The organism is Streptomyces sp. (assembly GCF_019510245.1).
Taxonomy (GTDB): Bacteria; Actinomycetota; Actinomycetes; order Streptomycetales; family Streptomycetaceae; genus Streptomyces.
Window position 1 is genome coordinate 18,040 of record NZ_JAEKKT010000137.1, and the last position, 18,861, is coordinate 36,900.

Below are 18,861 nucleotides of genomic sequence, written 5' to 3' on the forward strand. Positions count from 1 at the left end.
TGGACGGACACGGTCGACTCTGCGCTCTCCCGTTCATGCATGTACATGACTTTACTCAGTTGTGTCATGCGCTACTTGCCGGTTGACTCCTGTGCCGTCTGTGCATCGGCTGTGGCCTCACCGGCCGCGGGCTTCTCCGCGTCCTCGGCCGCCGACTCCGTAGCCGACGACTCGTCAGCCGCTGCGTCCACGGCCTCGGTCTCGGCCTCGGTCTCCGCTTTGGCTTCGGTTCCGATCTCAGCCTCGGCCTCGGCCTCGGCTTCTGTCTCGGCCTTGGCTTCGGTCACGGTCTCGGCCACTGCTTCGGCTTCGGAGGCGTCCGTGGTCGCAGCTTCCGCAGTCGCAGTCGCGGCCTCGGCCACTGCTTCGGCTTCGGCCACTGCTTCGGCTTCGGCTTCGGGAGCGTCCGTGGTCGCGGCCTCCGTGGTCGCCGCCTTCATGGCCTCGGCCGGCTTCGCCGACTCCTCCAGCACGGACTCGCCCACCAGCTCCGAGGCCGCCTTCGCCGCGCTCAGCAGAACGGTGTCCTGCGGGGCCTGGTCGGCGAAGTTCTCCGGGTGGTGGCACGCCACCCGCTGGCCCGGACGGAGTTCGAGGAGCGGGGGCTCCGTCGTGCGGCAGATCTCCGTCGCCTTCCAGCACCGGGTGTGGAAGCGGCAGCCGGACGGCGGGGCGATCGGCGACGGCACGTCACCGCGGAGCAGGATGCGCTCGCTCTTCTGCCCGCGCCGCTGCGGGTCCGGGACCGGCACCGCCGACATGAGCGCCTTGGTGTACGGGTGCATCGGCGACTCGTACAGCTTGGTGCTGTCGGCGAGTTCGACGATCTTGCCGAGGTACATCACCGCGACCCGGTCCGAGACGTGCCGGACGACGGAGAGGTCGTGGGCGATGATCACGTAGGTCAGGCCCAGTTCCTCCTGGAGGTCGTCCATGAGGTTGACGACCTGCGCCTGGATCGACACGTCCAGGGCGGAGACGGGCTCGTCGGCCACCACCAGCTTCGGCTTCAGGGCGAGCGCTCGGGCGATGCCGATGCGCTGGCGCTGACCGCCGGAGAACTCGTGCGGGTAGCGGTTGTAGTGCTCGGGGCTCAGGCCCACCAGCTCCAGGAGACGCTGGACCTCCTTCTTGACCCCGCCCTCCGGCTCCACGCCCTGCAGCCGGAACGGCGCGGAGACGATCGAGCCGATGGTGTGCCGGGGGTTCAGGGAGCCGTACGGGTCCTGGAAGATCATCTGGATGTCGCGGCGCAGCGGGCGCATCTTCGCGGTGGACAGGTGCGTGATGTCCTGGCCCTCGAAGGTGACCTTGCCGCCGGTCGGGTCCTGGAGCCGGGTGATGACCCGGCCCATGGTCGACTTGCCGCAGCCCGACTCGCCGACCACGCCGAGGGTCTCTCCCTTGCGCACCTCGAAGTCGATGCCGTCGACGGCCTTCACCGCGCCGACCTGGCGCTGCAGGATGCCCTTCTTGATCGGGAAGTGCTTCTCCAGGCCCTCGACCTTCAGCAGCACCTCCCGGTCCGCGGAGGCCTTCTCGGGAGCCGACGCCTGCTGCGGGATGACGGCGTCATCGGTCTTCTTCGTGTCGCTCACAGCTTCGGCGCAATCTCTTCGGTCCAGATCCGCGTGCGGTCCTCGGCCGAGAGGTGGCAGGCGGACCAGTGGCCGCCGTCGACCAGCTCCAGCTCGGGGCGGACCGTGCGGGTGACGTTCCCCTTGGGGAGGTCCGCGTACGGGCAGCGCGGGTGGAAGGCGCAGCCCGAGGGGACGTTGATGAGGCTCGGCGGCTGACCCTTGACCGGGATGAGCCGGTCGGAGGTCTCCCGGTCGATGCGCGGCATCGAGCCCAGCAGGCCCCAGGTGTAGGGGTGCTGCGGCTTCTCGAAGATCTCGTCGACCGGGCCGCGCTCCACGCACCGGCCGCCGTACATCACCAGGACGTCGTCGGCGATCTCGGCCACCACACCCAGGTCGTGGGTGATGAGGATGACCGCGGAGCCGAACTCCTTCTGGAGGTCGCGGATCAGGTCGAGGATCTGCGCCTGGACGGTGACGTCGAGGGCGGTGGTCGGCTCGTCCGCGATGAGCAGCTCGGGGTTGTTGACCAGGGCCATGGCGATCATGGCGCGCTGGCGCATACCGCCGGAGAACTCGTGCGGGTAGCCGTCGACGCGCTTGGCGGGCTCGGGGATGCCGACCCGGTCGAGCATCTCGATGGCGCGGGTGCGGGCGACCTTCTTGCTGACGTCGTGGTGGACCCGGTACGCCTCGACGATCTGGTCGCCGATCTTGTAGTACGGGTGCATCGCGGACAGCGGGTCCTGGAAGATCATCGCCATCTCGCGGCCGCGGAGCCGGCGCACCTCGTCCGGGGACGCGTTCACCAGTTCCTTGCCGCCGAGCCAGATCTCGCCGGACATCCGCACGTTCTTGCCGCGGGCGCCGAGCCGGTGCAGGCCCATGATGGCCAGCGAGGTGACGGACTTGCCGGAGCCGGACTCGCCGACGATGGAGAGGGTCTTGCCCTTCTCCAGCGAGAAGCTGAGGCCGTCGACGGACTTGACGATGCCGTCGTCCGTCGGGAAGTGCACCTTGAGGTCGCGGACTTCGAGGAAGGCGTCGGACGGGGCGGCCGGCGTGGGCTCGCCCACGGCGGCGCCGGTCTTGGAGAGTTCGGTCACGAGAGCCTCACCCGCGGGTCGGCGGCCGCGTAGAGCAAGTCCACCAGGAGATTTGCGATCACGACGAAGAAGGCGGCGAGCAGGGTCACGCCGAGGATCGGGGGCAGGTCGTTGTCGTCGATGGCCTGCACCGCGTACTGGCCGATGCCGTGCAGCGAGAACACGGTCTCGGTGATCACCGCGCCGCCGAGCAGCAGACCGAGGTCCATGCCGAAGACGGTGATGATCGGGGTGAGCGCGGCGCGCAGTCCGTGCCGGACGACGACCTTGCGTTCGCGCAGGCCCTTGGCGCGGGCCGTGCGGATGTAGTCCTCGTTCATCGTCTCCAGCATGCCCGAGCGGGTGAGCCGCGCGTAGATGGCCGAGTACAGGAGAGCGAGCGAGCACCAGGCGGGGATCAGGGTGTTGGCCCATTGCGCCGGGTTCTCGGTGAGCGGGACGTACGTTCGGCCGAAGATCGGCCACTGGTAGGTGAAGAGCAGGATCGCCAGGTTGCCCGTGAAGAACATCGGCAGCGAGACGCCGGCGAGGGCCACACCCATGAAGGTGCGGTCGAAGAAGGAGCGGGGCTTCAGCGCGGAGATCACGCCGATCGCCACGCCGGAGACCAGCCACAGCACGGCCGCGCCGAGGGCCAGCGACAGGGTCACCGGCATCCGGGAGGTCAACTGGGGCCAGACCGCCTGGTGGGTCTTGAAGGAGTAGCCGAAGCACGGTGCGTCGCAGTGCACCGTGGAGGGGCCCAGATCATAGGTGGCGCCGGAGACGATCCCCTTGATGAAGTGCCAGTACTGGACGTAGACGGGCTGGTCCAGACCGAGGTTGTGCTTGACCGCGGCGATGTCCGCCTTCGACGGGGCCTTGCCGATGTACTGCTGGGCCAGCTGATCAGCGGTCTGCCCGGCCAGCCGTGGCAGCACGAAGAAGATGGCGAAGGTGACCGCGGAGACGACCAGCAGCAGGATCACCGCTGCGAGCGTCCGACGGAGGATGTACGAGATCACGGGGATCGGCGCTGGTGCCCGCGGGCCAATCGGCCCGCGGGCACCAATGCCTTCACCTGCCTTCCGGGGCTGCTACTTCGACGCGACGCCGATGTTGAGGTAGTCGTACTGACCGCTGAAGGCCGCCGTGGAGACCAGGTTGGTGAAGGTGGTCGGGCGGGCCAGCAGGACCTTGAAGTAGGTCAACGGCACCAGGGCGGCGTCGTCCATGGTCTGCGCGTCGATCTGCTTGTAGATGCTGTTGCGCTCGGTGTCGTCCTGGGTACCGATCGCCTTGGCCAGCAGGTCGTTGACGGTCTTGTTGTCGTACTGCGACAGGTTGGTGTTACCGGACTGGCTGATCGCCTGGCCGTTCAGGATCTGCTGCAGGAAGCCGTAGCCGGACGGCCAGTCGGCACCCCACTGCATCATCATCAGGCCGACGTTCTGCTTGTTGTCGAACTTCGGGACACCCGCGTAGTCGGTGAAGTACTTGCCCGACGGGTACTGCTTGAGGGTGGCGTTGATGCCGACCTTCTTCAGCGAGGCGATGATCGCCGTGGCGGCGTCGATCTCCGGCTGACGGTCGGACCGCGCCGTGATGTTGGTGTTGATCGACGTCTTGCCGCAGGCCTTCAACTGCTCCTTGGCCTTGGCCACGTCGCCCTTGTTGCCGGTGGTGGCGTAGACGTCCGCCTTGGCGTAGCCCGGGATGTCCGGGGGCAGCACCGTGGTGGCGATGTCACCGCGGATCGGGCCGCCCTCGGCGGTCTGGACCGAGACCTTGTCGATCGCGTACTCGACGGCCTTGCGGCAGGCGACGTTGTCGAACGGCTTCAGCTTGGTGTTGATCGCCATGTAGACCAGACGGCCACCGTAGGTGTTGTCCGTGTTGGCCTTCTTGCCGGCGTCGGTGAGCACCTGGGCCTGCGTGGCGGCCTGGACACCCGATCCGCCGAGGTCGATCGCGTCGCCGGCCAGGACGTCCTTGTCGATCGTCTCGGCGTTGACCTTCAGGTTGACGACGATCTTGTCCGGCAGCTGCTTGCGCAGCGGGTCGGTCTTCGGGTCCCAGTTCTTGTTGCGGACCAGCACGGCCTGCTTGCCGTCCTGGTAGCTCTGGAACTGGTACGAGCCCGAGGACACGATGTTCTTGACGTAGTCGACGCCGTTGTCCTTGGCCTGCGGGACCGGGGCCGTCTGCGGGGCCGAGACCAGGTAGTCGAACTCCTGGAAGGCCGACTTCAGGTGGAAGACGATCGTGGTGTCGTCCGGGGTCTCGATGGACGAGAGGCCCTTGGCGCTCTTGTCCTTGTAGGGACCCTTGTACTTGTCGCCGCCGACCAGGAACTGCTGGAAGTAGTTCGGGCCGAGGGAGAGCACGTCACGCGCGAAGTTGGAACGCTCGACGGCGTACTTGACGTCCTTGGACGTGATCGCCGTGCCGTCCTGGTACTTCAGGCCCGAACGCAGCTTGTACGTCCAGGTCTTGCCGCCGTCGCTCGGGACGCCCTTGCTCGCGGCGAGGTCCGGGACCAGGGTGTTGCCCTTGGAACCGGGGCCGGGCTGGAACGTCATCAGCGGGCGGGCGTACAGCCGGCTGAAGTTGTACATGTACGCGTAGTACGTGTTACCGGGGTCGAACGAGTCCGGGACGTCGGACAGCTCGTAGGTGACCGTGCCGCCCTTCTTGTCGGACGCGTTGACGACACCCTTGGTAGCCGCGTTGGCCGCGGCGGAGCTGCCGCCGTTGCCATCCTTGTTGTCATCGGCCTTGCTGCACCCTGCAACCAGCAGGGTGGCGGAGCCGATGGCCGCGATCGCGGCCAGCGCTGACCTTCGCATGATGGGTGGGTTCCCCTCCATTGTCGGAAACTTTTCGGGCTCTCGGTGACAGCAGGCGTCAGCGGCTGCGCGGGTCGAGAGCGTCGCGGAGACCGTCACCGAGCAGGTTGAACGCCAGCACGGTCACGAAGATGGCAAGGCCGGGCACGATCATGTACTCGGGATCGACCTGGTAGTACGTCACCGCTTCGCGGAGCATGCCGCCCCAGGACGCCTGCGGGGGCTGGATACCCACACCGAGGAAGCTGAGGGACGCCTCGAAGAGGATGTTGGTCGGGATCAGCAGCGTCGAGTAGACGATGATCGGGCCGACCAGGTTGGGCATCAGCTCGCGGAACAGGATGTACGGGCCCTTGGCGCCCATGCCGCGGGAGGCGTCGACGAACTCGCGCTCCCGCAGGGCCAGGGTCTGGCCGCGCACGATGCGGCCGAGGTAGGGCCAGTTGAAGAAGCCGATGACGAAGATGAGCACGCTGAGGTGCAGCGGCAGTCCGTTGAGGCCGAACGCGCCGCCCTGGAGGGTGGCGGAGATGGCGATGGCGAACAGCAGGAGGGGGAAGGCCAGGAAGGTGTCCATCAGCCGGCTGATGACCGAGTCGACACGGCCGCCGTAGTAGCCCGCGACGACGCCCATGATCGCGCCGATCACGTTGGACAGGATCGTCGAGCCGAAGGCGACCACCAGCGACACCCAAGAGCCCTCCAGGACCCGGGTGGCGATGTCACGGCCGAACTTCGGGTCCACGCCCAGCGGGTGATCGAGGCTCATGCCGCCCCAGCCGCCGTTGGGCAGCGAGGTGTTGGCGTCGATCAGCTCCTGGTGGAAGGCGTTGGGGTCGAGACCGAACAGGGCCTGGATGGGGCGGGCGAGGATCGCGACGAGAATCAGCAGAACGACAACGATGCCGCCGGCCACGGCGACCCTGTCCTTCTTGAACCGGGTCCAGGCGATCTGCCCGAGGGAACGACCCTCGATCTGCCCCTTACCGGCACCCTCCAGTACAGCCTCCGGCTGTGCCTCGGCTGCCGCCCCGGTGGTCTCGATCGGTGCGGTCACGGTGAGCGACCCCTCTCGCCGGCGGTGACCGGCCTACGCCAGCCGCGGATTGCGGCTTTGTCGACTTGCTCGATCATGAGGTTTAAACCGACCTCATGTCTGACTCGCGAGTCTTCAGCGTCGTCGCGATCACCCGCCAGATCTGGCGGAGAAAGTATGCGCAACCGTGATGCAGTCCGAGGGATTCCGTTATCCGAACAGTGGGTAACGCCCCTCGGACACGGGCCAGTTGGGACAGAACGCCCAATTCGGCCGGAACGGAACGTTCCGCCGCCATCTACGCGCGGAGAAATGTGTTCGTTACGTAAATCTTGTGAACCCTCCCGGTCGGCCCGCAGGGTGGGCGCCCCGTCGCGTCAGTAACCGCCCTGGGCCGGCGGGTACCCGTACCCCGTCGCCGGGGCCGGCGGCAGCGCCGCGTGGGCCTCGCGGTCGTAGAACGGGCGTGCCGTCGCCCGCATCCACATCACGACCGGGTCGTACTCGTCGGTCATCGCGACCGTCGACACCGGCAGCCCGTCCGGCACCGCCCCGATCGACTGCTGCATCATCCCGCGCACCGAGTCCACGGCCGGCGGCGAGGTGTCGTACACGTCCAGGCCGATCGCGAGGTACGGCGCCCCGAGGGCCGGCTGCACCCAGGCGCGGCGCAGCGAGCGGACCGCGGGGGTGCGGTGGGCGTTCTGCGTGAGCAGGGCGTAGAACTGCGGGATCTCGATGGCCGGTTCGGTGAGCCGGAGCGGGCCGGCCGGCTGGCGGTCCAGGCCGGTGGCGATGCGGCGCAGGTCCAGCCAGGGGATGCCGACGCCGCCGCCGGGGGCGTGCGGGTTGAGCCAGAGGCCGAAGTGGTCGGGGTAGAGCGTGCGGGCCACATCGATGCCGTCGACCACCTCGTACGAGCGGTTCCAGCCGCTCGCGGAGAGCTCCTGGGCCGAGGTCACGCAGGGGGCGTAGCCGTGGCCGTCGACCTCCATGTTCCCGTACTGGGCGTCGGGGGAGCCGGCCTGGCCGTGCCAGAGCAGCATCCAGATCTGGCCGGAGGAGGGGGTGGCGAGGGCGCGGAGGAGTGCCTCGTAGGCGTCGTAGCGCCCGGGGGTTACCTGGCGCAGCATGTGCTCGACCTGTCCGGTCGCCGCGGTGCCGCTGGCGCTCACGTGTTACCGCCCCTTCATCTGGTGCCCCGCGTTCGGAGACAGCTTATGCGCCCAAGGGGCAGGGCCGATTGTCCGTGCGCGGGTGCGGCTTCGCGGTGGCCGGTCGCGCCCACGCGGCGGAGCCGCAAACGAGTACAGCCCCGCGCCCCTTGGCCGGCTGCCCTGGGGGCGTTTCTAGTGGCCGTACTGGTAGAAGGGGCGGACGTTCTCCCGCATCCAGTGGCCGACCGGGTCGTCCGCGACGTCCAGCAGGACCAGGTTCACCGGCCACGACACCGGGACCCGGCCCAATGCCTTGCCCAGGGCCTCCAGGGGCAGGGCGCGCAGGTCGCCCTCCCACTGGGAGAGTTCGACGCCCACGAACATCACCGGGTCGGCCGTCTCGATCGCGGCGAGGCAGCGGCGGGCCGAGGCGACCACGCCGATCGCCGCGAACTCCGCCGACGCCGCGGCCAGGAAGTCCATCGGGTCGTCCTGCCAGTCCGGTTCGAAGAGGCGGACCCGGCCGCCGGAGGCGGGGCCGTCCAGTTCGCTACGGCCGGCCCGGCAGAGCTGGGCGACCGCCTCGGGCGGCAGCGGGACCCCGACGACTCCCCCGGGGTTCACGGCGATGCCGACCTGCGGGGGCAGCCCGCGGGCGAACTCGACCGCCGGGGCGATCGTGTACGAGAGGTGGGAGCCGGCCACCAGGCGGAACTGCTCCTCGGAGCTGAAGACCGGCACGTACACCTGGCCCGCGATCTCCGTCGTGGGCAGGTCCAGCGGGCCGCTGTGCGGGCCGCCACCCTCGGGCAGCGGGATCCACAGGAAACTCCGGCCCAGTACCTCGATGAGCCGGCCCGCCGCCGCGGGCACGCCGAGGGAGGCCGACAGGACCTCCTCCAGTTCGTTGCCGGGCCACCCGCCGTGCGGGTGGGGGTGTGCCTGTGCCGGGAAGTCCGCGGGAATGTCCGCCGGGAAGTCCATCTGCCTACCGCCTGCTGGAAACCACTGCTGAGGCTGGAAAGGCTAGCGGGTGACACCGACAAAGCCACCCCACCAGCCGATTCAGGCCGCGAAGGCGATCCGGCGCAGTACGTCCGCCGCGTCCCGGTCGAGGAGGACCGCCGAGCCGACGCCCTCGGGCAGGCTCCCCTTCTCCGCCGCGCGCAGCAACCGCCCGGCCGCCCGGCGGTGGCGGAGGAAGGCGTACCGGGAGACGCGCCGGCCGCGCTCGCGCTGGCCGTCCAGTGCCGTGCCCGGCGTGACGTCGAGGAGCAGCAGGTGCAGGGTGCCACCGCGGCGGCGGGCCTCCCGGGCCAGCCAGTCGCGCACCCAGGCCTGGGTCCCGCAGTCGTGCACGACCACGCCCTCGCCGGCGCGCAGGGCCCGGCGCAGCCCGGCGTAGTGGGCGAGGCGGACCAGCGGGCGGTAGACGGCGTACGGCAGGAGACGGGCCAGGCGGGCGTCCCACCGGTCGCGGGTGTCCTGGGAGTCGATGCGGATGCCCTGGACGGTGCGGTGCATCAGGGTGGACTTGCCGCTGCCGGGCAGCCCGGTGACCACGACCAGGTCACGGGGGCCGAAGAGCAGGCCGTACGGACTGTGCCCGGCACGGTCGCGCAGGTCGCGGACGACCGGTGCGGGGAGCTCGCCGCACCGGTCGCGGGCCGGGGCCGCCGGCTGCCGGGGCACGGCGATGCCCGTCGTCGTCGCGTATGCCGTGGTCCTTGTCACCGTGATCGTCCTCCCTGGGGGTTCAGGAAAGGTTCTCCCCACTTAACGTAAAGAGAAGGTAATGCACGGCGTCTCGCGGTTCGGTTCGCGTACTGCCACAGGCCCGTCACAGAACGGAGGGCCAGGTCCGGCCTGCCACGGCCCCGGGCGGCGTGCAATGATGTCCGCGCCAACTGCATACCGGCCGCTTGAATCCGCGCGGGAGAGTCCCCAGCCGTCTTCGCTGGGGCGCCGAAGGAGCAAGTCCCTCCCTTGAATCTCTCAGGCCCCGTTACCGCGCGGGCGAGGCACATCTGAAAAGCGGGCCGCTGTGTCAGTGGCTCCACCCAAGGTGCAAGCCGTGGTCACATCCGTGGTCAGGGCGAACCTCTCAGGTTCCGATGACAGATGGGGAGGACAGCCCTCGCCTGTCATGCCCTTGGGACCTCCGGGAGACGACCGACCGATGAGCAGTACCGATTCCGCCGCACCCCGCCGTACCGCGCTCGATGCCCTGCACCGCTCGCTCGGCGCGACCATGACCGACTTCGCCGGCTGGGACATGCCCCTGCGCTACGGCTCCGAGCGCGACGAGCACGTCGCCGTACGGACCAGGGCCGGGCTCTTCGACCTCTCCCACATGGGCGAGATCACCGTGACCGGCCCCCGGGCCGCCGCCCTGCTCGACCACGCCCTGGTCGGCAACATCTCCTCCGTCGGCGTGGGCCGGGCCCGCTACACCATGATCTGCCGTGCCGACGGCGGCATCCTGGACGACCTGATCGTCTACCGGCTGGCCGAGGCCGAGTACATGGTCGTCGCCAACGCCTCCAACGCCCAGGTCGTCCTCGACGCGCTCGTGGAACGCTCCGCCGGCTTCGACGCCGAGGTCCGCGACGACCGGGACGCGTACGCGCTGATCGCCGTCCAGGGCCCGGAGTCCCCGGGCATCCTCGCCTCCCTCACCGACGCCGACCTGGACGGGCTGAAGTACTACGCCGGGCTGCCCGGCACCGTCGCCGGCGTCCCGGCGCTGATCGCGCGCACCGGCTACACCGGCGAGGACGGCTTCGAGCTGTTCGTGAAGCCGGAGCACGCGGTGGAGCTGTGGCAGGCGCTGACGAAGGCGGGCTCCCCGGTGGGCCTGGTGCCGTGCGGTCTGTCCTGCCGGGACACGCTGCGGCTGGAGGCGGGCATGCCGCTGTACGGGCATGAGCTCACCACCTCGCTCACCCCCTTCGACGCCGGGCTCGGCCGGGTGGTGAAGTTCGAGAAGGAGGGCGACTTCGTGGGGCGCGCGACGCTCGCCGAGGCCGCCGCCCGGGCGGAGCAGAACCCGCCGCGGGTGCTCGTCGGCCTGGTGGCCGAGGGCCGCCGGGTGCCGCGCGCCGGGTACCCGGTGGTCGCCGGCGGCGAGGTGATCGGCGAGGTCACCTCGGGCGCCCCCTCCCCCACCCTGGGCAGGCCGATCGCCATGGCGTACGTCGACGCCGCGCACTCGGCGCCGGGCACGGCGGGCGTCGGCGTGGACATCCGGGGCAGTCACGAGCCGTACGAGGTCGTGCCGCTGCCGTTCTACAAGCGCCGGAAGTGATCGCCGCAACCGGCGTCGGCACCAGCCACCGGGCGTGACCTGGCGCACATCGCCGCTGGTCACGCGCGTTCCCAGCAGTCCCCCATCCACCAGCACTCCCCCGCGTACAGGAGAATTCAGGCCATGAGCAACCCCCAGCAGCTGCGTTACAGCAAGGAGCACGAGTGGCTGACGGCCGCCGAGGACGGCGTGGCGACGGTCGGCATCACGGAGCACGCGGCCAACGCGCTCGGTGACGTCGTCTTCGTCCAGCTCCCGGCGGTCGGCGACACGGTGACCGCGGGCGAGTCCTGCGGCGAGCTGGAGTCGACCAAGTCGGTGTCCGACCTGTACGCGCCGGTCACCGGTGAGATCACCGCGGTCAACGAGGACGTCGTCGACGACCCGTCCCTGGTGAACTCGGCCCCCTTCGAGGGCGGCTGGCTGTTCAAGGTGCGCGTCACGGACGAGCCGGGCGACCTGCTCTCGGCCGACGAGTACACCGCCTTCATTGCCGGCTGAGAGCCGCCGCAGACCCCGGCCTAGGAGTCGTAGAAACAGATGTCCGTTCTGAACACGCCCCTGCACGAGCTCGACCCCGAGGTAGCCGCCGCGGTCGACGCCGAGCTGGCGCGCCAGCAGTCCACCCTGGAGATGATCGCCTCGGAGAACTTCGCTCCGCTCGCGGTCATGGAGGCGCAGGGCTCGGTCCTCACCAACAAGTACGCCGAGGGTTACCCGGGGCGCCGCTACTACGGCGGCTGCGAGCACGTCGACGTCACCGAGCAGATCGCCATCGACCGGGTGAAGGAGCTGTTCGGCGCCGAGTACGCCAACGTGCAGCCGCACTCCGGTGCCTCCGCCAACCAGGCGGCCCTGTTCGCGCTGGCCCAGCCCGGCGACACCATCCTGGGCCTGGACCTCGCCCACGGCGGCCACCTGACCCACGGCATGCGGCTGAACTTCTCCGGCAAGCAGTTCGACGTGGTCGCGTACCACGTGGACGACTCCGGTCTCGTCGACATGGCCGAGGTGGAGCGGCTCGCCAAGGAGCACCGCCCGAAGGTGATCATCGCGGGCTGGTCGGCGTACCCGCGGCAGCTGGACTTCGCGGAGTTCCGCCGGATCGCCGACGAGGTCGAGGCCTACCTGTGGGTCGACATGGCCCACTTCGCGGGCCTGGTCGCGGCGGGTCTGCACCCGAACCCGGTCCCCTACGCGGACGTGGTCACCTCCACCACCCACAAGACCCTCGGCGGTCCGCGCGGCGGCATCATCCTGGCCCGCCAGGCCTTCGCGAAGAAGCTGAACTCGTCCGTCTTCCCGGGCTTCCAGGGCGGTCCCCTGGAGCACGTGATCGCGGCGAAGGCGGTCTCCTTCAAGGTCGCCGCCTCGGAGGACTTCAAGGAGCGCCAGCGTCGTACGGTGGAGGGTGCGCGCATCCTGGCGGAGCGGCTCACCGCCGCCGACGCCCGCGAGGCCGGCGTGAACGTCCTGTCCGGCGGCACGGACGTCCACCTGATCCTCGTCGACCTGCGTGAGTCCGAGCTGGACGGGCAGCAGGCCGAGGACCGGCTCCACGAGGTCGGCATCACGGTCAACCGCAACGCCGTCCCGAACGACCCGCGGCCGCCGATGGTCACCTCGGGCCTGCGGATCGGCACCCCGGCGCTGGCCACCCGCGGCTTCACGGCCGAGGACTTCGCCGAGGTCGCGGACGTGATCGCCGAGACGCTGAAGCCGTCCTACGACGCGGCGGCCCTGAAGACCCGGGTCGAGGCGCTGACGGCGAAGCACCCGCTTTACCCCGGTCTGAACAAGTAGTTCCCTGGTGGGGGCACCCGACGGCGTGTGCCCCCGCCCTCTCTGGAGGAGTTCCCGTGGCCATCTCGGTCTTCGACCTGTTCTCGATCGGCATCGGCCCGTCGAGCTCCCACACCGTCGGCCCGATGCGCGCGGCCCGGATGTTCGCCCGCCGCCTGCGCAACGAGGACCTGCTGGAGTCCGTCGCCTCGATACGCTCCGAGCTGTACGGCTCCCTCGGCGCGACCGGCCACGGCCACGGCACCCCCAAGGCGGTGCTGCTCGGCCTGGAGGGCTCCTCGCCACGGACGGTGGACGTGGAGACCGCCGACGACCGCATCGAGACGATCAAGGCCACGAAGCGCCTGTCCCTGCTCGGCGAGCACGAGATCCCGTTCTCCTTCGACGACGACCTGAAGCTCCACCGCCGCAAGGCGCTCCCCTACCACGCGAACGGCATGACCCTCTGGGCCTACGACGCGTCCGGGGCCGAACTCCTCTCCAAGACGTACTACTCGGTCGGCGGCGGGTTCGTCGTCGACGAGGACGCGGTCGGCGCGGACCGCATCGTGCTGGACGACACGGTCCTGAAGTACCCCTTCCGCACGGGCGACGAGCTGCTGCGCCTGACGAAGGACACGGGTCTGTCGATCTCCGCGCTGATGCTGGAGAACGAGCGGGCCTGGCGCACCGAGGAGGAGATCCGCGAGGGCCTGCTGGACATCTGGCGGGTGATGCAGGCGTGCGTCTCCCGCGGCATGTCCCGGGAGGGCATCCTGCCGGGCGGGCTCCGGGTGAAGCGCCGGGCCGCCGTGACCGCGCGCCAACTGCGCGCCGAGGGCGACCCGCTGGCGCACGCGATGGAGTGGATCACGCTCTACGCGATGGCCGTGAACGAGGAGAACGCGGCCGGCGGCCGGGTGGTCACCGCCCCCACGAACGGCGCGGCGGGCATCATCCCGGCGGTCCTGCACTACTACATCAACTTCGTCCCGGGCGCCGACGAGGACGGGGTGGTCCGCTTCCTCCTCGCCGCCGGCGCGATCGGCATGCTCTTCAAGGAGAACGCGTCCATCTCCGGCGCCGAGGTCGGCTGCCAGGGCGAGGTCGGCTCGGCCTGCTCGATGGCGGCGGGCGCGCTCGCCGAGGTCCTCGGCGGCTCCCCCGAACAGGTCGAGAACGCGGCCGAGATCGGCATGGAGCACAATCTCGGCCTCACCTGCGACCCGGTCGGCGGCCTGGTCCAGATCCCCTGCATCGAACGCAACGGCATGGCCGCGGTCAAGGCGGTCACCGCGGCCCGCATGGCCATGCGCGGCGACGGCTCCCACAAGGTGTCCCTGGACAAGGTCATCAAGACCATGAAGGACACGGGCGCCGACATGAGCGTCAAGTACAAGGAGACGGCCCGCGGCGGGCTGGCGGTGAACATCATCGAGTGCTGAGGATACAGGCCCTGACCAGCGCTTTCGTTTCTTTCGGTGCTGTCGGAGCCTTCTCTGCTTACGCAGCGGAAAGTCCCCGAAATGCCCCTGAGACAGGCGTGAAAGTCCCAGGAAGTTCCCATGGAAGGGGCTCTTGACCTGCGGGTTCGCGGTATGTGATCAACGCCGGATACAGCGCCCACCCACCACTGGACGTATTAAATCGATCCCCTGGGTCCACCTGAGGGGTGCCATTCGATACATGGACGCTGCGGAAAGCTCGCGCCTGGAACAGCGGCTAGCCGCCCTCTCCCCCACATTCACGACCGCGCAAGCACGTCAGGCCCTGCTCTCCCCTCGCGATCTGGCGAACTTGGTCACGGAAGCGGAGATAGACGAACTGTCCCGTGGGGTGTACCGGCGAGCAGACGCCCCGGAGACCGCGCACGCGGATCTGCTGGCCGTTTGCGCACGGGCCCCTCGCGCCGTCGTGTGCGGTGAATCCGCCCTGGCCCTGCATGAGCTGATCGACGATATCCCCGCAGCAGTACACATCGCCGTGCCGCGCGGTACACGCCGCCCGACGATTTCCTACCCGCCGACCGTGGTGGCGCAGTACGCCGTGAAGACCTTCGGCCTCGGTATCGAACGGTTCGAAGCAGCCCCGGGAGAGAGCATCCCCATGTACAACGCAGCCCGCAGCGTCGTCGATGCGATGCGCCACCGCAGCCGCCTCGGCGAGACCCTCGCCCTGTCCGCGCTTGGCCGCTACCTGCGCCGGAGCGGACGCGGCGGGGTCAGCGAACTCCAGCACATCGCAGGCGAGTTGGACGCTCTCTCCGTCGTCCGCCCCGCCGTAGAAGCGGTGCTCACCTGATGGCCAACCCCACCCGCGGCACATCGACATCTTCGGCCGCTCGCCCCCAGGAGGCCGGCCAGGTTCCACGACCGCCATGACGGACCCCGCCAGGGCACGCCATACGATATCGCTTCTCGTGCAAATCTGATATCATTTGGTGGTTCTAATCACGCGAGGAGGCCAGTATGGCGAGGACAGTAATCGACCTCGACGAGACCATGGTCGCCGAGGCCATGCGCATCTTCGGCACCAAGACAAAAGCCCAGGCCGTACGCCTCGCCATGGAGGACGCCGTCAAACGGCACCTGCGACAGGAGGGCTTCGACGCCATGGACGCCGGCGACTTCGACTTCAGCGAGATCATCGAGAGCACCGGCCCCCGGAACGCCGACGGAACCCTTAAGCGCGAAGGTGGCCGAGCCGCCTGATGCAGGACCGCTACCTGATCGACAAGTCCGCTCTGGCGCGCTGGACAAAACCCGGCGTCAGAGAGGTACTCAAGCCCCTCCACGAGCGCTACTTGCTCTCGGTCTGCCAACCCACCGAATACGAGATGATCCACTCGGCCCGGGACGCCGCCGAGGCAACGCGAATCAGTACCTGGCTGCACGCCTTCGACTACCTGCACAGTGACGACCACACTTTCACTCGCGCCCTGGAGGTCCAGCGCCACGCTCTCAACGCAGGCTTCCACCGGGCACTGTCACTCCCCGACCTTCTCATCGCCGCCACAGCGGAGCTGAACCGGCTGACCGTCCTCCACTACGACGGCGACTTCGACATGATCGCCTCCCTCACCGGCCAACCCACCGAGTGGGTCGTGACACCAGGCATCGCCGACCGCTGAACGGTGAGACCGCAATTGAGACCACTGGCTCCTACAGGGAGCGTGCCGTGCCTCGACATCGGCGATCGCGTGAGTGCCGGAGGCCCAGACTCCAGGCCACCGCCCGCCGCCGCAGCCCGGCCCATACTGACCCGTCGTGGGGAACGCCATACGCTGCGTGCTGGAGAGCGAGACATCCGGCTGGCCCGGAGAGGGGACTGAGATGAGTGCACGCAGCAGGTCGTCGGTGCGGCAGTCTCCCCCGGGCCCGCACCCGAAAGCGGCGGGGAACAATCGGCTGTCATCCTCGGCGGCGTCGGGAAGAGTACTCTCGCGCTCGCGTATGCCCACAGGAACCGTCGCTACCACACCGTGGCGTGGTGGATCGCCGCCGGTTCGCCCGACCGCATCGAGCAGACGCCGGCCGACCTCGCTCTGCGCCTGATCCCCGCATGGGCCGGCAGCGCGTCCACCGAGGAACGTGCCGCCTGGGCGATGATGTGGCTGCAGTGGCAACCAGGTTGGCTGCTGGTCTTCGACAACGTCGAGGACCCGGCCGAACTGCGACCCTACATCGGCGCGCCGGACGGCTACGTCATCGCCACCAGCCGACGGGCAGCCGGATGGTCGACCTCGGTCGCGACGCTCGCCCTGGACGTACTCGACCTGGCCGCAGCGGGCAAGCTCCTCTGCCGACACGTGTTCGGTGGACTCCGCCGTCCCCCCGTCAGATGCAGGAGACCCGGGCCCCCGCCGCTGACCTCGGGCAGCTCCCCTCGCGCTGGAGCAGGCCGGCGCCTACCTCGCACAGAACCCGAGGATCGGCGTCGAGAGCTATCGCGGAAGGCTGGTCGGCAAGTTGGACACGGCTCCCGACGGCGTCGACCCAGAGCGCACCATCGCCCGGATCTGGAGCCAGACGATCAGCGCCCTCACCGAGCGCACCCCCCTCACAGTCTCCGTCCTGTCCACGCTGGCGTGGCTGGCTCCCGATGACATCCCGGTAGAGCTCCTGGCCCCTGCCGCCGACGACAGCGACGACCTCCATGAGGCCCTTGGGATCCTTGGCGTCGGCGAGTACCAGCAGAACAGCTGCGGCGGCAAGTACTACGTACGCGCAGCTTGCCCGTCGCCGCTTGGCCCCGATGAGACCGTCGGACTCTGCGGCTAGTTGGCGGGATACGGCCATCCGCTGTGCGGTGAGCGCCTGGTGCCGCTGCTGCTCGCTGAGCCGGTATTGCTGCCACGCGATCAGTCCCGCGGTAAGGGCGAGGACGAGCAGGATCGACAAGGCCAGAGCGAACTGGCGCAGGCGCCGGGTAGTGCGGCCGGCTGCTTCTTCTTCGCGACGGCGAGCCGTGGTACTGAAGACGAGGAACTCCCGCTCCAGAGCCGTGAGGTCGCTCTCGGCGTCTGTGCGGAGGAAGGTGTCTTCGGCTGCGGTGAGCCGGGTATCGCGATACAACGCGCCCGGGTCACGGTCGAGGTCGTCCCACGTCCGTGCGGCTTCGGTGAGCTGACGGTGAAGACGCAGGCGGTCGCGCGCTTCGTTGATCCATGCCTGTAGCCGGGGCCACGCGGCGATCAGAGCTTCGTGGGCCAGGTCGACGGTGTCCTGTTCAAGGGTGAGCGGGCGGGCGCGGGCGAGGTGTTCGAGGACCTTGGCCGTGCCGTTGGGGTCACCGAAGTCGAGTTCCGTGCGAGGAGCGGGCCGTCGGGTATCGGGAGTCCCTTCGCCCGGGGTGATCAGGCGCAGCATGATGCGGCGCACGAGGTCAGCCTGCGACTGGGTCAGACGGGAGTGGACGTCTTCGGCGGTGCGGGCGATGGCACCGTTGAGACCGCCGACTGCCTGATACGCCTCCAGGGTGAGGGCTCGACCTTTGCGGCGACGCCAGGTCTCCAGCAAGGCGTGGGACATCAGGGGCAGGGCGCCGGGTTCGTCTTCGACCTCGTCGAGGATGCCAGCGGTCAGTTCTCGTTCCACGATCATCCCCGCCGCCTGGGCGGGTTTGGTGATGGCCTGGCGCAACTCGTCGCGGCTCATTGGGCCGGCCAGCACGGTGCCATCCTGTAACGCAGCGGTGAGGGCGGGATGTTCGGCGCAGCGACCTAGGAAATCGGCCCGCACGGCGATGACGACGCGCAGTCGGCTTGCCGGGTCGGTGGCGGCCAGGATTCGGTCGATGAACTGATTGCGTTCGGCTCCGTCGGTGCAGAGTGTGTAGAGCTCCTCGAACTGGTCGATGATCAGCCACGTGTCGCCGTCGGCGTCCTTCGGTATCAGCCGTCGATCATGGACGCACAGAGGATGCTCCCCGGGCGTGAGAATGCGCACGGAGGTAGGCCGCGGACCGGTCGCCTCGGGGCTGCGCAGGCATGGGATGAGGCCAGCGCGCAGCAGAGAGGACTTGCCACTGCCCGAAGGGCCGAACACAGCAGTGAACCGGAGGGAATGGGTCAACTCAAGCAGGCGGTCGGTGAGCTCGTCGCGGCCGAAAAACAGATCGGCGTCGCCAGGTTCGAAGCGGGCCAAACCCCGGTACGGAGGCTCGGCATCCTCCTCAGTGCGGGGTTCCGCCGCTACTGCAGCGGCCGCCTGAAGCCACCGCTCCTCCCACTCCTCCGGATCACCACCGCACGCCTTCACGTAGGCCAGCACGACGAGCAGGGTCGGCAGCCGCTCACCACCAGCAGCCTGCGGCAGCGTGCTCGCCCCCTGCCCCCCCCCGCTGCGCCATCACCCGATACGTCGGACTCCCGGCCTCCGCACGCAGTTTGCGTAACTGCAACGCGAACTGCGCAACCGGCCCGGCACTCGGATCCAGTGGGCTTTCTGGACGTCCCGCCATCGACGGCCCCCTGCTCGTCCCGCCTCCCCCGTGGATGCGGCGCTGTGGCCGCAGAAGCTACGCGCGCCCGCCGCTGAAGGGCAAACCAAAGGCGCGCTCTTCGG

16 protein-coding genes and 1 riboswitch are annotated in these 18,861 nt (G+C 69.1%); of the genes, 7 read left to right on the plus strand and 9 right to left on the minus strand.

The features are described from left to right. Positions 1-71 precede the first annotated feature (71 nt). From JF597_RS20980 to JF597_RS21015, 8 genes are all read right to left on the minus strand, one after another. Positions 72-1,598 carry an ABC transporter ATP-binding protein gene (locus tag JF597_RS20980; RefSeq protein WP_293996876.1) on the minus strand — a complete coding sequence of 509 codons (1,527 nt, stop codon included), beginning with the start codon at positions 1,596-1,598 and terminating at the stop codon, positions 72-74. Further along, positions 1,595-2,686, minus strand: coding sequence for an ABC transporter ATP-binding protein (locus JF597_RS20985; RefSeq protein WP_293996878.1), 1,092 nt, complete (start codon positions 2,684-2,686; stop codon positions 1,595-1,597). Before JF597_RS20985 ends, JF597_RS20980 begins: the two co-directional genes overlap by 4 nt. Continuing rightward, a complete protein-coding gene (locus JF597_RS20990; protein ID WP_293996880.1) occupies positions 2,683-3,690 on the minus strand; it encodes an ABC transporter permease in 1,008 nt (335 codons plus the stop codon). Before JF597_RS20990 ends, JF597_RS20985 begins: the two co-directional genes overlap by 4 nt. Before the next feature lie 72 nt (positions 3,691-3,762). Then, on the minus strand, positions 3,763-5,514 hold the full coding sequence (locus tag JF597_RS20995) for an ABC transporter substrate-binding protein (RefSeq protein WP_293996882.1): 1,752 nt from the start codon (positions 5,512-5,514) through the stop codon (positions 3,763-3,765). 58 nt (positions 5,515-5,572) lie between these two features. Next, positions 5,573-6,571, minus strand: coding sequence for an ABC transporter permease (locus tag JF597_RS21000; RefSeq protein WP_293996884.1), 999 nt, complete (start codon positions 6,569-6,571; stop codon positions 5,573-5,575). Between the two features lie 356 nt (positions 6,572-6,927). Then, complete coding sequence (locus tag JF597_RS21005) at positions 6,928-7,725, minus strand: enhanced serine sensitivity protein SseB C-terminal domain-containing protein (RefSeq protein ID WP_293996886.1); 798 nt, start codon at positions 7,723-7,725, stop codon at positions 6,928-6,930. Positions 7,726-7,899: 174 nt separating this feature from the next. Next, positions 7,900-8,691, minus strand: a complete 792-nt coding sequence (locus JF597_RS21010; RefSeq protein ID WP_293996888.1) for an enhanced serine sensitivity protein SseB — start codon at positions 8,689-8,691, stop codon at positions 7,900-7,902. Between the two features lie 81 nt (positions 8,692-8,772). Continuing rightward, positions 8,773-9,447, minus strand: a complete 675-nt coding sequence (locus JF597_RS21015; protein ID WP_293996966.1) for an AAA family ATPase — start codon at positions 9,445-9,447, stop codon at positions 8,773-8,775. A gap of 183 nt (positions 9,448-9,630) precedes the next feature. Beyond that, positions 9,631-9,728, plus strand: a riboswitch (glycine riboswitch). A gap of 158 nt (positions 9,729-9,886) precedes the next feature. On the opposite strand from JF597_RS21015, the gene gcvT reads away from it, so the two are divergent. The 7 genes from gcvT to JF597_RS21050 all read left to right on the plus strand — a co-directional run bounded on the left by gcvT (position 9,887) and on the right by JF597_RS21050 (position 15,926). Beyond that, complete coding sequence (gene gcvT, locus JF597_RS21020) at positions 9,887-11,014, plus strand: glycine cleavage system aminomethyltransferase GcvT (protein ID WP_293996890.1); 1,128 nt, start codon at positions 9,887-9,889, stop codon at positions 11,012-11,014. 123 nt (positions 11,015-11,137) lie between these two features. Then, entirely contained in the window at positions 11,138-11,515 is a 378-nt protein-coding gene (gene gcvH, locus JF597_RS21025; RefSeq protein WP_293996891.1) for a glycine cleavage system protein GcvH, read from the plus strand. A 39-nt stretch (positions 11,516-11,554) separates the two neighbouring features. Next, a complete protein-coding gene (glyA, locus tag JF597_RS21030) occupies positions 11,555-12,817 on the plus strand; it encodes a serine hydroxymethyltransferase (RefSeq protein WP_293996893.1) in 1,263 nt (420 codons plus the stop codon). Between the two features lie 56 nt (positions 12,818-12,873). Further along, complete coding sequence (locus JF597_RS21035) at positions 12,874-14,241, plus strand: L-serine ammonia-lyase (protein WP_293996895.1); 1,368 nt, start codon at positions 12,874-12,876, stop codon at positions 14,239-14,241. A gap of 241 nt (positions 14,242-14,482) precedes the next feature. Beyond that, positions 14,483-15,097: a hypothetical protein gene (locus tag JF597_RS21040; protein WP_293996897.1), complete on the plus strand. Its 615-nt coding sequence runs from the start codon at positions 14,483-14,485 to the stop codon at positions 15,095-15,097. A 167-nt stretch (positions 15,098-15,264) separates the two neighbouring features. Next, positions 15,265-15,507 carry a type II toxin-antitoxin system VapB family antitoxin gene (locus JF597_RS21045; RefSeq protein ID WP_293996899.1) on the plus strand — a complete coding sequence of 81 codons (243 nt, stop codon included), beginning with the start codon at positions 15,265-15,267 and terminating at the stop codon, positions 15,505-15,507. After that, positions 15,507-15,926 (plus strand): PIN domain nuclease, encoded by a 420-nt coding sequence (locus tag JF597_RS21050; protein WP_293996901.1) that lies wholly within the window; start codon positions 15,507-15,509, stop codon positions 15,924-15,926. Before JF597_RS21045 ends, JF597_RS21050 begins: the two co-directional genes overlap by 1 nt. A 706-nt stretch (positions 15,927-16,632) precedes the next feature. On the opposite strand, the gene JF597_RS21055 is transcribed toward JF597_RS21050, so the two are convergent. Beyond that, positions 16,633-18,567 (minus strand): GTPase domain-containing protein, encoded by a 1,935-nt coding sequence (locus tag JF597_RS21055; protein ID WP_366916432.1) that lies wholly within the window; start codon positions 18,565-18,567, stop codon positions 16,633-16,635. Positions 18,568-18,861: the final 294 nt, after the last annotated feature.